Origin of the sequence: Nonlabens sp. (assembly GCF_965660805.1) — a bacterium.
Lineage (GTDB): Bacteria > Bacteroidota > Bacteroidia > Flavobacteriales > Flavobacteriaceae > Nonlabens.
Genome location: NZ_CBFIBE010000004.1, coordinates 87134 through 102477 on the forward strand (window position 1 = coordinate 87134; position 15344 = coordinate 102477).

Consider the following 15344-nt stretch of genomic DNA (forward strand, 5'->3'; position numbering starts at 1 on the left):
GTTCACAAGATAAGGAAGGAATTTCATAATAATATCACAAACAAGCGTTTAAGTATTAATAGGTTTTAAGGTCTCGCTTTCGCGAAAGCGTTATCTAAAAAATCAATATTAAACAGGACTTAACTTTAAGCTAACAATCAACTTACTTATATTTTAGAGAATCTTGCTAACTTAGCGACTTACTTTATACTAAGATGAAAGACGCCAAAGCAAAAATATTATTAGTAGATGATGAGCCAGATATTCTAGAAATAGTAAGTTATAATTTAAAGAATGAAGGCTATCAAGTTTACACCGCAGAGAACGGTAAGGAAGGTGTTCAAAAGGCTAAAAAGAAAAAGCCAGACCTTATCATACTAGATGTAATGATGCCTATAATGGATGGGATTGAAGCTTGTGAGCAAATCAGAAAAATACCAGAGCTAGACGGCACGATCATCACTTTTTTAACAGCACGTAGTGAGGATTATTCTATGATTGCCGGTTTTGACGCTGGAGCAGATGACTACATAGCTAAACCCATAAAACCTCGAGTTCTCGTCTCTAAAGTAAAGTCTCTTTTAAGGCGTAACGTCTCACCTAAATCAGAAGATGGTAATGTGTTAAAAATAGGAGATTTAGTGATAGATAAGGACCAGTATAAAATTACCTTTAAAAAAGAAGAAATAGTTTTGCCTCGCAAGGAGTTTGAATTACTATCCCTATTAACTTCTAAGCCTGGTAAGGTGTTTAAAAGAGAGGAAATCCTAGATGTAGTATGGGGAAATGATGTTATAGTAGGCGGTAGAACTATAGATGTGCACATTAGAAAGCTCAGGGAAAAACTAGGAGATGACAGCTTTAAAACTGTGAAAGGTGTAGGCTACAAGTATGTCAAGTAATATTTCAAAATCTAAACGTAGTTATCGGTTTGCGCTCAGGTCATCTTTTTACATTTCTGTAGTTTTTGGAGCTCTTTTAATTGTATTTCACCTTGTTTTTAACTTAAAGTTCCAGCAATGGTGGCATGAACTTCTTATGATTTCACTGTTATGCGTGAGTTCCTTTCTTATTATACAGCATAGAGTACAAAAGTTCATTTATAAACGCATTAAAAAAATCTATGAAGATGTAAGTCTTTTAGAATCAAGCCATTTTACAGATCGTGAAATTGCTACAGATATGCGCAGCCTTACCCAGCAAGTAGAACGATTTGCAAAAAATAAAAAGATAGAAATTGAAACGCTTAAAGTGCGAGAGGCATATCGCAAGGAATTTTTAGGTAACATTTCTCATGAACTTAAAACGCCTTTGTTTACTGTTCAGGGCTATATAGATACTTTAATAGACGGTGCTCACAAGGATAAAGAGATACGTAAGAAGTATTTACAGCGTGCTCAAAAAGGTGTAGAGCGATTAACCTATATCGTAAAAGATATGGACATGATCACTAAACTAGAGGTAGGAGATATGTCTCTAGATGTTTCTGAGTTTGATATGGTAGAATTAATTCAGCAAGTTTTTGAACAGTTTGAAATGAAAGCTGCCAAAAAAAATATCTCTCTAACCTTTGACATGGATTATGATGAGCCTATTTATGTTCTTGCAGATCAAGATCGCATACAGCAAGTTGTTACAAATTTAGTAGTAAATTCCATAAAGTATGGTAAGCAAAACGGTACTACTGAGATCTCTATAGAGGATCTAATAATCAATAAAGTGATTGTTAGAGTCACAGATAATGGCGAGGGAATTAAGAAAGAATATATACCACGTTTATTTGAGCGTTTCTTTAGAGTGGATCAAAGTGGATCTAGGCGTGAAGGTGGTTCAGGTCTAGGACTTGCCATTGTAAAACACATTGTTGAAGCACATAATGAAAGTATTTATGTGGACAGTGAACCTGGTATAGGATCTGAATTTTCATTTACTCTAGAAAAAGTGTCTTCTAATATTGAAAATATAGAAGTAGATGTTGAAGAGTAAATACTTTTAAGCCCTTGAAAGCTATTAACACGATCTAATTCTTCTATTTTAAATTCATCTTGAAAAGCAAAAGGAACTATACCTTGATCCTGTAGTGATTGTGCTAAATACTCTTGTTCAAACTGCCCAGGAGTAGGAATGAAAAACGCTTTCTTTCCTAATTTATGCAAATCCATAATAGTGGTGTAGCCACTGCGACACAACACCATCTCACTGCGGTCTAGGGCTTTTTGCAGTCCTTGAGTAGAGAGGTAGTTATAATAAGTAATGTTACCTTTTTTTTCCATCACTTGCTGGTTTTCAACTTTGCCTGCTATAAAAAGTACCTCACCTTTAAATCTTTTAACTTCTCGCAATAGTTTGTGCTCTAGAATACCACGCTGTGGTTCAGGTCCAGAGAGTAAAACCATTAAATTATATTTCTTTTGAGGAGTGCTGTTTGCTTTAAACCTACTCAACGGGCCTAAATAAACTTTTAAAATATCAGCATCAGTATTATGAGATAGAAGTCCAGATAAATTATGAGTGCCTTCTACATCTGGAATCCAGCACTGATTAAATTTTTTAATAAAATGTAAATGTAGATGTGTACTTAACCATGTAGTTGCTCCAGAGAGTACCCTTAATTGATGCGTGATGATAACACAGGGAATTATTCTATTGTAAAGCCCTAAGCGATTATCTGAGATCACACCATGTAAGTTGTGTTCTTTAATTAAGGATTTAAGTATGCTGTGTTCCTTTCTTATGGCATTCCATATTTTAGGAGAATCTTTGAGCATTTTAAGCTTAAATGAGGAACCATTTTCTGGATAACTAATCCCATAACCAGGTAATTCTAAAAAATGTTGCTCTGGAAATTCTTTTTTTAATAATTCAAGAGCCATCCCATCGCTTGCTATGATAGGCTTGTCGCCATTTGCAAGGATTGCATTAATGATAGGAATGCAACGAGTCGCATGACCTAATCCCCAATTTAATGGTGCAACCAGAATGTTTTTAGATATTTGCATGGCGCAAAGATAGGTATCGATGTTACTTATAGGCTTTACGCTTAAATTATCCATCTATTAAATAATTGTATTGGGATCAAAGAATAAACTAAAAAGATTTAACGAAAACGAAACATTCGGTAACGTTATACAGCCTACTCGTGAAGAGATGACTACTAACTTTAAGTGGAAAGGAAAGTGGTCTTCCTTTTTTAAAAATGAGAACCCTATAACACTCGAGTTGGGTTGTGGTAAAGGAGAGTACACCATAGATCTCGCTCGCAAGTATCCAGATCGCAATTTTATAGGTATCGATATAAAAGGTGCACGATTCTGGCGTGGTGCAAAAACAGCGCTAGAAGAAGGATTAAACAATGTAGCTTTTTTGAGAACTCAAATTGAGCTTGTAGAATATGCCTTTGCTGCTCAGGAAATAGATGAAATATGGATTACCTTTCCAGATCCACAAATTAAATATAAACGTACCAAGCACCGCATGACTAATCCAGACTTTCTAGCGAGTTATAAAAATATACTGGTAGAAGGTGGTTGTGTAAATTTAAAAACAGATTCTGAGTTCATGCATGGTTATACCTTAGGACTTCTTCAAGGTAGAGGAGAAGAGATATTATATGCTCATCACGACGTTTATAAAAACACAGAAGCTCCAGAGGAAGTCATAGGAACTCAAACTTTTTATGAAAAACAGTACCTTGAGAAAAATAAGGCGATTACTTATATTAAATTTAGACTGCGTTAAATGTTTACACTTCTACACTTTGTTTTTGGCTTTGGAGTCGGTTTTATAGGGGTAATTCCACCAGGATTACTCAATTTAACTGCAGCAAAAATAAGTGTGAAACAAAGCCGCCGTGCAGCCTTAGTATTTGCGATAGGAGCAAGCCTTATCGTTATTGCTCAAGTTTATGTGGGCGTTTTTTTCTCTAAAATACTTAATGATAATCCAGAGGTTTTAGTGACCGTAGAAAAATTTGCAATAGCTGTTTTTATAGCCTTATCCATTTTCTTTTTTATAAAAGCGAGATTAGATAACGCACCAGAAATAGAACCCGTAGATAAGTCAGATGTAAAGCTGTTCAGTCAGGGAATTATCCTGTCTGCTCTTAATATTTTCCCCATTCCGTTTTACATAGGGTTTAGTTCTTTTCTGGCAGCACGTGGGCTTTTTACTTTTGAATATCCCATGGCTCACTTGTTTATCATAGGAGCTTCCTCGGGAACTTTTATGATGCTGTTTGCTTATATTAAATATGTGAAAAAATTTGGTTTTGACAGTCACACTTTTGCACGTAAGATTAATTACATCTTATCTGCATTAACACTCGCCATTGCTTTATTCACACTAGTACGTATTTATGAAGTCTTCTAGTGATTTTTTTGAGCGTGTTTTTACCGTAGCAAAGCAAATTCCTCATGGCCGAGTGACCAGTTATGGTGCAATAGCTAGATATTTAGGAACGCCACGCAGTAGTAGAACTGTAGGTTATGCCATGAACGCGAGTCATAATGATCCAGACATTCCTGCACAACGAGTCGTGAACCGCAATGGCTTGCTCACAGGTAAACATCATTTTCAAGGGACTAACTTAATGCAACAGCTACTAGAAAGTGAAGGTTTGACCATAATAGATGATCAAGTTCAAGATTTTAAAACTGTTTACTGGGATCCTAATATAGAGTTACCGCCGTTCAGTGAATAGAAGATGTCTTTTTTATTTCGCTTTCGCGAAAGCGGAATTCTTAACAACACATTATCAGTTTCCTATTTAGATCGCTTTTAAGTAAGCCAGTTGCTGCTTATCTTTGTAGGATTCTAAAGAAGTTATGAAAATAGAAAAACAACAAGTTCTTAAAGCGCTAGAAACGATATCAGTTCCAGGACAAGGACAGAATATGGTAGAAAGCGGTGCGATTAAAAATGTACTCGTTTTTGGTGATGAGGTGGTGGTAGATGTCGTTATCGATAATCACAGTTTACAAGCCAAAAAGAAGACTGAAGTTTCCATTTTACAAGCCATACATAAAGAAGTGTATCAAAAGGCTCAAGTAAAAGTAAACCTTAAGGTAGAAGCACCAGTTACTCAAAACAAAGCTCCAGAAATTAAGGGAAAACCCATTCCTGGAATCGATAACATTATAGCAGTAGCCTCTGGAAAAGGTGGAGTAGGGAAATCTACAGTGACCTCAAACCTTGCCGTTTCGCTTGCAAAAATGGGCTTTAAAGTAGGTCTTCTGGATGCTGATATTTATGGACCTAGTGCTACCATCATGTTTGATGTGGTAAATGAGAAACCACTTTCTGTAAATGTAGATGGTAAGTCTAAGATGAAACCCGTAGAAAGCTATGGAGTAAAGATCTTATCTATAGGGTTTTTTACTCAACCAGATCAAGCGGTGGTATGGCGTGGCCCTATGGCTGCTAAGGCGCTTAACCAAATGATATTTGACGCCGCATGGGGAGATCTGGATTTTCTAGTAGTGGATTTACCACCAGGTACTGGAGATATTCACTTATCCATCATGCAGTCCTTACCATTAACAGGAGCGGTTGTGGTAAGTACTCCACAAAATGTCGCCCTAGCTGATGCTCGTAAAGGTGTAGCTATGTTCCAGCAAGAAAGTATTAATGTACCTGTTCTAGGTATCATAGAAAATATGGCTTATTTCACGCCACCTGAATTACCAGAAAATAAATATCATATTTTCGGTAAAGACGGAGCAAGACATCTTGCCGAAGATTTAGAAATTCCATTCTTAGGTGAACTACCTTTACTACAATCTGTAAGAGAAGCTGGAGATGTGGGAAGACCTGCCGCTATGCAAGAAGGAACTGAAATAGAGACTGCTTTTAATGATATTACTAAAAATGTAGTGGAGCAAACGGTACGTCGCAACAAGGCATTACCACCTACTAGAGCTATAGAAATAACTACCATGGCAGGTTGTAGTGCTGTTAATAAGAAGAAATAATGACTGGATTAGAACTTAAAACAGCTGTAGAGGCTGGACTTGAGGAAATACGACCGTTTTTACAACGTGACGCAGGTGATATAGAACTCGTGGAAATAAGAGATGATAAGCATGTAACTGTACGACTACTAGGAACCTGTGTGGGATGTCATGTAAACCAAATGACACTCAAATCTGGCGTGGAACTTACTATTAAGAAACACGCCCCACAAATAGAAACCGTAGTAGATATTTCTGGTCAGGATTTAACAGAAGAATATCGAGATAGTATTGAGTTGTAGTTTTTGCGCTACACTATAAAAAAACCGATTCTCATGAATCGGTTTTTTTTATGCTGGAACTTGACTTGAGTTTTTAATTTCACTTAAAATCCCATTAAATAGTTGTGTTCTAGATTCTAAGGATTTTTGAGCAATTTGTGCAGCTTCTTCCCATTTTTTTTCATCTTCACCACACAACAGCGCCACCATGTGATGAGCCATAGGTCCGTGCTCATCTCCATCTAGTTCTATGTGGCGTTCAAAGTAATAGGTGATAGGTTTTAAGTCGCATTCTAGACCTGAGCCAGATAACCCTTGTATAATTTCAGTAAACATTTCTGGAATTAAATCTTCTCTTCCATAAGTAAATGCAGCTGCTATTTCATGCTCTTTTCCATTTTTAATAATAGTAAACGTTAAGTCTAAAAACTGCTTTACGTGAGCTGGTAAATCACTCAAATTTATAGACTCAAGAATATTTTGAGCATCAATAAATGTTTCAATTTGCTTTATTGTTTTGCTAGTGTTAAGACCCATGGCTTCCATAGCATTTAAGTACATTTCAAAGTGACTTAACCTCTTTCCATGTTGATCTAGATCTGTTTCCTCAGCAAGAACTATTTCATTAATAAGATATCGCAAATCTGGATTTCCTACTGGTTTCCATGGAGTTGAGGTACAGGTAAGGCTGCTTTGGAGCTGTTTGAGCAAGGACATGAAATCCCATACTGCATAAATATGAGAACTCATAAATGTTCTTAAATCATCACTGGTCTTTATGTTTGAATAAAGTGAATGGTGCAGCAATTCATGTCGTGCAGGCGCAATAATTTCTAATAACTTTTCGGTATTCATTCTAGTTCTTTTCTTGGCTATAAAAATAATTTAAGGCTTTCATTTAGACTAAATTATGTTCAAGATTAACCTCAGATTAACGTAAGTCGCTTTATAAAAGAGTTTTTTTCTCTTAAATGTGGACGCATAAAAAAAGGTTTGATAATAACTTATTATCAAACCTTGAATGTAATTTTGTTAACTTCTATTTTCTAGCTGAACGCATTCTCACCAGTAATATCCAGTCCGGTAATCAGTAAATGAATATCATGTGTTCCTTCATAAGTAATCACACTTTCTAGGTTCATAGAATGGCGCATGATACTGTACTCACCTGTAATTCCCATTCCACCTAAGATTTGTCTGGCTTCACGAGCTATATTAATGGCTATTTCTACATTATTACGTTTAGCCATAGAGATTTGGGCGCTTGTTGCTCTACCTTCTTCACGTAGTACACCTAGTCGCCATGCCAGTAACTGAGCCTTTGTGATTTCAGTAATCATCTCAGCGAGTTTCTTTTGTTGTAGCTGGAATCCAGCGATAGGTTTCCCAAACTGGATACGTTCCTTAGAATATCTAAGTGCGGTATCATAACAGTCCATGGCTGCACCTATGGCGCCCCAAGCGATCCCAAAACGGGCACTGTCTAAACAGCTTAACGGAGCACCTAAACCACTGCGGCCCGGTAAAATATTTGATTTAGGAACTTTTACATCTTGGAAAATTAATTCTCCAGTAGCACTAGCTCTTAATGACCATTTATTATGGGTCTCTGGTGTAGAAAAACCTTCCATACCACGTTCCACGAGAACACCATGGATGCGGTCATTTTCATCTTTAGCCCATACTACAGCAACATCACAAAACGGACTGTTTGAGATCCATAGTTTAGCACCATTTAAAATAACATGATCACCAGCGTCTTTAAAACGAGTAACCATACCGCCAGGATTAGATCCGTGATCTGGTTCTGTTAACCCAAAGGAACCCATAAACTCACCAGTAGCGAGTTTAGGTAAGAACTTTTTCTTTTGTTCCTCAGTTCCATACTTCCATATAGGGTACATTACTAGAGATGATTGAACAGATGCGGTAGAGCGCACTCCACTATCGCCTCTTTCTATTTCTTGCATGATCAGTCCATAAGAGATTTGATCCAGTCCGGCACCACCATATTCCTCAGGAATATAAGGCCCAAAAGCACCTATGGACGCAAGTCCAGGAATAATACTTTTAGGGAATTTTGCATCTTGTGCGGCTTGTTCTATAATAGGAGAGACGTCGCGCTTTACCCAAGAGCGAGCGGCATCACGTATCATTTTGTGTTCTTCAGTTAAAAGATCGTCTAGGTTATAATAATCTGGAGCTTCAAATAAGTCTGGTTTCATCGTTTCAAACGTTTGCGTAAATATACTTTGCTTAAGTCAGTTGCTCAAAACTATACTTACATTTTTAAATAAAAATCTTTAACAAGTGCTGTGTATTCAGCTGTGTAATTATGACGGGATATTTCTATGGTTAGAGCACTTGTTTTGATCTCGCTTTCGCGAAAGCGTAATTCTATTAAACTTCTTTTTACAGCACTGTTCTCTGTTCCTTTTACATGAGTTATGCGCGCAGGAGACAATTTATAGTGAGCGGCGATTTTTAAAAAATGAGCTTCTCGATCATAAGGGATTACACAAGCAAAAACGCCATCATCGTCCAGCAGCTGATAGACGCCAAAGAGCAATTCTTCAAAAGGTAGCGCGTCATCAAAACGGGCTTGTTCTCTAGTGTTCTCCATAGCATTATCGTTTTGAATACTACTAGAATCAAAAAATGGTGGGTTGCTAATGATCAAGTCAAAAGTTTCGTCAATTTCTTCAAAATACTCTTGAAAAGTAGCATGAAAACAAAACATTCTGTCAGACCATGGGGCGTTTTCAAAATTTTCAGCAGCCTGTTCAAAAGCGTCTTCATCCAGTTCTACAGCTTCTATCTGAGCACTTGGGAATCGTTGAGCGAGCATTAAGGAGATCACGCCAGTTCCCGCACCTATGTCTAGAATGTTATAAGGAGTTTTATCCTGGCAAGCCCATGCGCCTAGTAAGACGCCATCTGTCCCTATTTTTTGCGCACAGCGGTCTTGAGCTACCTCAAATTCCTTGAACTTAAAAATACTCATAATATGGTTGTTTAAAGTTTAAAATGATTTTTGCGCTGTTTGATAATGTCAGGATTGCAAGTGGATCATTTGATCTATAATAGTTCTTGATTTTGTATACTTCTTTAAAATCAATTGATGATCGTACAACTATATTTTTAGAATTTCTAACTACTAACTACTAACTACCGAGATACATTTCTATAAGGCCGTCTGGAGTTTCTACGGTAATGGTTTTGGTAGTACGATTAACTTCTTTTATAAAATCATCGTTCATGGGAATTAAAATTTCAATACCATCCTGATCCACCTCAAATAGGGCTTGAGAGGTTGTGTCATTAACACCAGTAATCGTTCCTATGGCGCCATAGTTTACATCTACCATTTTAAAATCTATGATTTCATGAAAGTAGAATTTATTACCTTCTAGCTTTGGCAGTGCTGTAAGCGGTAGATAAAGGTCATGTTTCATCATCGCATCGGCAGCTGGCTCGTCGTCTATATCTTCAAATTTTACTCTTAATAGTAAGGATTTGTGCAGTTGACTAGATTCAATAAAAAATGGAACCAAATTTTTACCGATCTCGATAAAAACTGATTCCATTTCTGTAAAAAGCTCAGGTTCGTCTGTGTCTAGTTTAACCAGCAACTCACCTTTAAAGCTAAATTTATTTACTATCGTTCCTACGTAAAAACAATCTTTCTTACGCATGAGGATATTTTTATTCTTCTTCGCTAGAAGCATCAGCAGCATCTGTAGCTTCTTCCTCTGCAGGAGTTTCTACAACTGGTGCATTTGCAGCAATACGAGCTTCATTAACTGCTTTTTCAGCCTCAAGTGCTTTTGCAGCAGCGGCTTCAGCATCTTTTTGAAGGCCACCTGCTTTTGCAGCGATTTTAGCTTCTTTATCAGCTACCCAAGCGTTAAATTTTTCTTCCATTTGCTCTTCAGTAAATGCTCCTTTTTTAACACCACCTTTAAGGTGTTTTTTAAGCATTACTCCTTTGTATCCTAAGATAGCACGAGCGGTGTCTGTAGGTTGTGCTCCATTCTCTAACCACTGAACAGCACCATCTACATCTAGGTTTATGGTTGCTGGGTTAGTGTTAGGGTTGTAAGTACCTATTTTATCTAGGTATTTACCATCTCTTTTTGAACGTGCATCTGCGGCAACGATCCAGTAGAAAGGTTTTCCTTTCTTACCGTGTCTCTGTAATCTAATTTTTACTGGCATATCATTAAAATTTGTGGGTGCCCGACCCGAGTTATTAATTTAGGGATGCAAAAATAGGATTATTTTAATAATGAGCAGCATATCTTTTATTTTTATTTACATTTGCTCAAAGACTTTTTTTAAAATGAGATTGATCAAGCAATTTTTACTTTTGTCATTTGCGCTATTTGCTTTTACCGCATGTGAAGATAATTTAGAGGATGATAATATCCCAGCACTGCAAGCCGTGCGTAACGGTGATTTTTTTAAGTCTACTCAAATGACTGCAGTCGCAAACGCTGATGGTTCTGTAACGATCACCGGTCTTAATAGATTAGAGAGACTAGAGTTTAAGCTTGAATCTGGCACAGCGGGAACTTATCCGCTAGGATCGGGTGCGCCTAATGAAGCGATTTACTCCTTTAATGAAGTAGATGTGTTTTCTACAAATACGGGTGCAGGCTCTGGACAGGTCGTTCTTTCTTCAGGAACGCCTCCAGGAACTTTAACTGGAACATTCTCATTTGTGAGCTACTTGCCTATGAATGCTGACTCACTTTATATGCGTAAAGGAGTTATTTTTCAAGTGCCTTATGGTAGTCCTATAGGAACTGGTGGTGTGTCTAGTCCTAGTACTCTTACTGCAAGTGTAGATGGCGTTGCATTTACTCCTATTGCCGTTCTTCCAGTTAATGCTGGTGGTAGTGTATTAGTAAACGCTTCAAACGGAGCTACTTCTATTATTTTAAATTTTCCAGACTCTATTGCTGTAGGTTCTTATGCGCTTGCAGGATCTGGAATGTATACTGCGAGCTATGTTTCTGGTGGAATGTCTGTGCCGGCAGTGTCAGGGACATTAGAGGTAACAGCAGTAGATGCTGCTGCAAATTCAGTTACAGGAACTTTTTCCTTTATGACTGGTCCGCCTGACGATTTTGATATTACTGATGGGGAATTTACTATTTTCTATTAATAAAAGATACATAGATTATTTATAACCGCTTTTTTAAAGCGGTTTTTTTATTTTAAAGCTTGAGATAAATTTTCTTGCCAGAATAGTCTATAATAGCTTTAGATTTTAACAGGAAATCTGCACCCAGTAATCCTTGTATAGACCGCATCCCTTCTGCTTTTAACGCTTGGTTTATAAAGCTCATATCCATGGTTAACAGACTGCAGTTGTGATCGCTCCACATGCCCAGTTGTATGCTGTTGTTGTGAGCTATTTGTGGTGTAAGAGATCCGCTAGCTGTGCCTATTTGCTGGTTCATTTCTATAGATTCTAATTGAAATTTTTGAGCAAGTTCTCTATTAATACACGTGGCACTAGCGCCCGTATCTATGATAAATCTACCTGGTTGCCCGTTTATAAGAGCTTTGGTAATAATGTGACCACTTTTATCAGATAATCTTATGTTATGAGATATGTAACCGCGACTTTCTAAGCTTTTTCTTAACGAAAACATGTGTTGAATTTGTGGTAAATATAAATCTGCTTTCGCGAAAGCGTACCGCTTACAATCTATTATTTTTGCAGCATGATTTTTACAGACACTCATACACATCTCTACAGCGAGGCTTTTCAAGAAGATCAAGACGACATGATGCAACGAGCTATTAATGCTGGTGTGCGCCGTTTTTTTGTTCCTGCAATAGATTCTTCTTATACACCTGCTATGCTCGATTTAAAGAAGAGCTATCCTGATCAAGTGCACTTAATGATGGGGCTGCATCCTACTCACGTTAAAGAAAATTACTTAGAGGAACTGGACCATGTACAAGAAATGCTGGATGAAGAACCCTTTGTAGCGATAGGTGAAATAGGGATAGATTTATACTGGAGTGATGAGTTTAGAGAGCAACAAATGGAAGCTTTTCATACTCAAATTCAGTGGTCTATAGAACGTGGTTTGCCCATTGCTATACATTGCAGAGAGGCCTTTGATGAGGTTTTTGAAGTACTTGAAACTTATCGTGGTAGTTCTTTAAATGGGGTTTTCCACTGTTTTACGGGTAACCTAGAGCAAGCTCGACGAGCTATAGATTTAAAAATGAGTTTAGGAATAGGTGGTGTAGCGACTTTTAAGAATGGAAAAATCGATCAGTTTTTAAATGAGATAGATTTAAAACACATCGTTCTAGAGACTGATGCTCCATATCTCGCACCTGATCCATATAGAGGAAAACGTAATGAAAGTGCTTATATACCGTTAATAGCAGAAAAACTAGCCGCTATTTATAACACCAGTGTAGAGCATATTGCAGAGGTGACTACTTTAAATTCTACAAAAATTTTCGGTCTGTAAGGACTGAGATAGTTACATTTACAATTCTTAATTAAAAAGATTCTAATTGGCTCAATTTGACGACATAAGATTTTTTAATGATGCAGAGGTGAACATAGCCCTACAAAGTGCAGTGCGTCACCCTATGATTAAAACTCTATTTCAATACACTTTTAAGGATATGCCTTATGAAAAAGTAAAAGAAATAGTGCTCAATTGTAACTCGATTAATGATTTCCAAAGAGATGTGATCAGGAAAAGTGTGTTCCGTATTCTGGAAGAGAGCTCTTCTGGTTTAACCACATCTGGTTTTGAAACCCTAGATAAAGAACAACCATACTTGTATATATCTAATCATAGAGATATTATACTGGATACTTGTTTACTTAATGTAAAACTTTTTGATCACGACCTGATTAGAACCGCAAGTGCTATAGGAGATAACCTGGTGCAACGCCCATTTGTAAACGCCTTGAGTAAGTTAACTCGCAACTTTATAGTTAAAAGAGGTGCTGGACCGCGCGAGACTTTGATGAGTAGTAAGAAATTAAGTGAATATATAAAACAGCTGCTTTTAAAAGATAACCGTAGTGTGTGGATTGCACAACGTCAGGGACGTACTAAGGATGGTAATGATGTTACGGAGCAAGGTGTTCTTAAAATGATAGGACTAGCTGCTGGTGATCAAGCGGTTCATGAATACTTAAATGATCTTAAGATTGTGCCGGTGAGTATTTCTTATGAATACGATCCTACAGATATTTTAAAGGTACCAGAATTACTAGCCAAAGCTGCCGAAGAAGAGTATATTAAATCTGAAAATGAAGATTTTAATAGTATTCTTAAAGGTGCTCTAGGACAGAAAAAGCACATTCACATAGCTGCTGGGAAACCGCTCTCTTTTTCAAATGATAAAGGAGCTGGAACTAATCAGGTTCTAAAACAAATAGTAAGTGTGCTAGATGACACCATTCAGGCAAATTATAAGTTGTGGCCTACTAATTATGTAGCTTATGACCTTATTCATAATTCTAAGAAATATAAGCAGTTCTATTCTGATAAGGATCTAGCATATTTTGAGCGCCGTTTGCGTTTAAGAGTTAATGTAGAAGATGAAAAAGCCGTAGAAAGTTTTTTAATGATGTATGCAAGACCAGTCATGAATAAAGAAAAACTAGCGGTGGTAAATGAGGCCTAAGATTCTACTTATATACACGGGTGGAACCATAGGGATGATTAAAGATCCAGAAACGGGTGCTTTGCGATCCTTTGATTTCAGTAAATTACTGTATCACATACCTGAGTTAAAACACCTGGACTGCCATATAGAGACCACTTCGTTTGATAGCCCTATTGATTCATCAGACATGGACTTGAAACACTGGCGTGTGCTAGGAGATATGATCAACTCGAGTTATGATGATTATCACGGTTTTGTAGTGTTGCATGGTAGCGATACTATGTCTCATACCGGTAGTGCGCTTAGTTTTATGTTTGAAAACCTTACTAAACCTATCATTTTAACTGGTTCGCAACTTCCTATAGGTGATTTGCGCACAGACGCAAAGGAGAATCTTATCACCAGCATACAGCTCGCGGCAGAGTGGGAAAATGACGCTCCTATTATAAAAGAAGTGTGTGTTTATTTTGAATACCAATTATACAGAGCAAATCGCACGGCAAAAATGAATGCAGAGCATTTTGAAGCCTTTAGCTCTCCTAATTATCCACCACTGGCTGTTAGTGGAGTGCATTTGAATATAGATAAGCAGTTGTTATGGAAAGGTGGTCTTGATGATCACGCTTTTGCGAAAGCGAATCCACAACTAACATCATTTTCTAAGATGATTTACAGGCCCGAAATGGATTCTAGGGTTGTGGTCTTAAAGTTGTTTCCAGGGATTACAGAAGCGGTAGTGCGAGCCATATGTAGCATAGAAGATTTACAAGGAATAGTGCTAGAAACCTATGGCAGCGGTAACGCTCCTACGATAAGCTGGTTTATAGAGACATTGCGAGAAGCATTGCTGAAAGGAATCAAGGTTGTAAATGTTACACAATGTCGTGGTGGCGCTGTAGATATGGGTAAATATGAAACTAGTGTGCATTTAAAAAAGATAGGAATGGTGTCTGGAAATGATATCACTACAGAGGCTGCTCTTGCAAAAATGATGTACCTGTTGTGTTACATGCCGTCCACTGGTGATTTTAAAAAGTATTTTGAAACCTCCTTACGAGGCGAAATAAGTGTTTAAATTATCTTTGGGTTAAGATGTTTTTTTTGTAATCTTGCCCATAATTAGAGAGGTGGCCGAGTGGTCGAAGGCGCACGCCTGGAAAGCGTGTAAACGGCAACGTTTCGAGGGTTCGAATCCCTTCCTCTCTGCTGCAACCCTTTACATGTTTAAATGTGAAGGGTTTTGTTTTTTAACTGTTCTGACGGTTTAAATAGTGTTGCTTAATGTCTATTTAGTTCATTTAATCCGTTTCCTCTTTTTATTTCCATTTATTAGTGTCCGATTAAAGTTTTATCAATACTATAAAACCTACTGATAGCCTTGCTTCATAAGATTTTTCAAAAAGTACACCTTGCTATTGAAAAGCAAAAATGATACGTTATTTATGAAATTTTAAAACTTATAAAACACTGCAAT

Annotated in this window: 18 protein-coding genes and 1 tRNA gene; 12 read left to right on the top strand and 7 right to left on the bottom strand. The window is 37.2% G+C overall.

The annotated features are described in order from the left end of the window. The first annotated feature begins 194 nt into the window (after window positions 1-194). The gene (locus ACTF48_RS02280) at window positions 195-881 is read left to right on the top strand and encodes a response regulator transcription factor (protein WP_438961515.1); all 687 of its coding nucleotides are present in this window, start codon (window positions 195-197) and stop codon (window positions 879-881) included. Next, entirely contained in the window at window positions 871-1965 is a 1095-nt protein-coding gene (locus ACTF48_RS02285; RefSeq protein ID WP_438961516.1) for a sensor histidine kinase, read from the top strand. Before ACTF48_RS02280 ends, ACTF48_RS02285 begins: the two co-directional genes overlap by 11 nt. Here ACTF48_RS02285 and ACTF48_RS02290 read toward each other — a convergent pair. Continuing rightward, window positions 1866-3032 carry a glycosyltransferase gene (locus tag ACTF48_RS02290; protein WP_438961517.1) on the bottom strand — a complete coding sequence of 389 codons (1167 nt, stop codon included), beginning with the start codon at window positions 3030-3032 and terminating at the stop codon, window positions 1866-1868. The genes ACTF48_RS02285 and ACTF48_RS02290 overlap by 100 nt on opposite strands. Before the next feature lie 16 nt (window positions 3033-3048). On the opposite strand from ACTF48_RS02290, the gene trmB reads away from it, so the two are divergent. The 5 genes from trmB (at window position 3049) to ACTF48_RS02315 (ending at window position 6229) form a co-directional block, all read left to right on the top strand. After that, window positions 3049-3717 carry a tRNA (guanosine(46)-N7)-methyltransferase TrmB gene (gene trmB / locus ACTF48_RS02295; RefSeq protein WP_438961518.1) on the top strand — a complete coding sequence of 223 codons (669 nt, stop codon included), beginning with the start codon at window positions 3049-3051 and terminating at the stop codon, window positions 3715-3717. Further along, window positions 3718-4347, top strand: a complete 630-nt coding sequence (locus ACTF48_RS02300; protein WP_438961519.1) for a LysE family translocator — start codon at window positions 3718-3720, stop codon at window positions 4345-4347. It begins immediately after the preceding gene. Continuing rightward, a complete protein-coding gene (locus tag ACTF48_RS02305; protein ID WP_438961520.1) occupies window positions 4334-4678 on the top strand; it encodes an MGMT family protein in 345 nt (114 codons plus the stop codon). Before ACTF48_RS02300 ends, ACTF48_RS02305 begins: the two co-directional genes overlap by 14 nt. Before the next feature lie 124 nt (window positions 4679-4802). After that, window positions 4803-5948 (top strand): Mrp/NBP35 family ATP-binding protein, encoded by a 1146-nt coding sequence (locus tag ACTF48_RS02310; protein WP_438961521.1) that lies wholly within the window; start codon window positions 4803-4805, stop codon window positions 5946-5948. Continuing rightward, on the top strand, window positions 5948-6229 hold the full coding sequence (locus ACTF48_RS02315) for a NifU family protein (protein WP_438961522.1): 282 nt from the start codon (window positions 5948-5950) through the stop codon (window positions 6227-6229). Before ACTF48_RS02310 ends, ACTF48_RS02315 begins: the two co-directional genes overlap by 1 nt. A 48-nt stretch (window positions 6230-6277) precedes the next feature. On the opposite strand, the gene ACTF48_RS02320 is transcribed toward ACTF48_RS02315, so the two are convergent. The 5 genes from ACTF48_RS02320 to ACTF48_RS02340 form a co-directional block, all read right to left on the bottom strand. Further along, window positions 6278-7063 carry a DUF3050 domain-containing protein gene (locus ACTF48_RS02320; RefSeq protein ID WP_438961523.1) on the bottom strand — a complete coding sequence of 262 codons (786 nt, stop codon included), beginning with the start codon at window positions 7061-7063 and terminating at the stop codon, window positions 6278-6280. A gap of 191 nt (window positions 7064-7254) precedes the next feature. Next, window positions 7255-8433 (bottom strand): acyl-CoA dehydrogenase family protein, encoded by a 1179-nt coding sequence (locus ACTF48_RS02325; protein ID WP_438961524.1) that lies wholly within the window; start codon window positions 8431-8433, stop codon window positions 7255-7257. 56 nt (window positions 8434-8489) lie between these two features. Further along, window positions 8490-9212, bottom strand: a complete 723-nt coding sequence (locus tag ACTF48_RS02330; protein ID WP_438961525.1) for a tRNA1(Val) (adenine(37)-N6)-methyltransferase — start codon at window positions 9210-9212, stop codon at window positions 8490-8492. 160 nt (window positions 9213-9372) lie between these two features. Beyond that, on the bottom strand, window positions 9373-9903 hold the full coding sequence (gene rimM, locus ACTF48_RS02335) for a ribosome maturation factor RimM (protein WP_438961526.1): 531 nt from the start codon (window positions 9901-9903) through the stop codon (window positions 9373-9375). Window positions 9904-9913: 10 nt separating this feature from the next. Then, window positions 9914-10426: a 30S ribosomal protein S16 gene (locus tag ACTF48_RS02340; protein ID WP_438961527.1), complete on the bottom strand. Its 513-nt coding sequence runs from the start codon at window positions 10424-10426 to the stop codon at window positions 9914-9916. 124 nt (window positions 10427-10550) lie between these two features. Here ACTF48_RS02340 and ACTF48_RS02345 point away from each other — a divergent pair, with 124 nt between their 5' ends. Then, a complete protein-coding gene (locus ACTF48_RS02345; RefSeq protein WP_438961528.1) occupies window positions 10551-11378 on the top strand; it encodes a DUF6252 family protein in 828 nt (275 codons plus the stop codon). 52 nt (window positions 11379-11430) lie between these two features. On the opposite strand, the gene ACTF48_RS02350 is transcribed toward ACTF48_RS02345, so the two are convergent. Beyond that, window positions 11431-11964: a retropepsin-like aspartic protease gene (locus ACTF48_RS02350; protein ID WP_438961529.1), complete on the bottom strand. Its 534-nt coding sequence runs from the start codon at window positions 11962-11964 to the stop codon at window positions 11431-11433. On the opposite strand from ACTF48_RS02350, the gene ACTF48_RS02355 reads away from it, so the two are divergent. From ACTF48_RS02355 to ACTF48_RS02370, 4 genes are all read left to right on the top strand, one after another. Continuing rightward, window positions 11944-12711: a TatD family hydrolase gene (locus ACTF48_RS02355; RefSeq protein WP_438961530.1), complete on the top strand. Its 768-nt coding sequence runs from the start codon at window positions 11944-11946 to the stop codon at window positions 12709-12711. The two genes, ACTF48_RS02350 and ACTF48_RS02355, sit on opposite strands and share 21 nt — an antisense overlap. A gap of 46 nt (window positions 12712-12757) precedes the next feature. Then, on the top strand, window positions 12758-13888 hold the full coding sequence (locus ACTF48_RS02360; RefSeq protein ID WP_438961531.1) for a 1-acyl-sn-glycerol-3-phosphate acyltransferase: 1131 nt from the start codon (window positions 12758-12760) through the stop codon (window positions 13886-13888). After that, window positions 13878-14945 (top strand): asparaginase, encoded by a 1068-nt coding sequence (locus ACTF48_RS02365; protein ID WP_438961532.1) that lies wholly within the window; start codon window positions 13878-13880, stop codon window positions 14943-14945. The genes ACTF48_RS02360 and ACTF48_RS02365 overlap by 11 nt, the downstream gene beginning before the upstream one ends. Before the next feature lie 46 nt (window positions 14946-14991). Beyond that, window positions 14992-15076 (top strand) — tRNA-Ser (locus ACTF48_RS02370). Window positions 15077-15344: the final 268 nt, after the last annotated feature.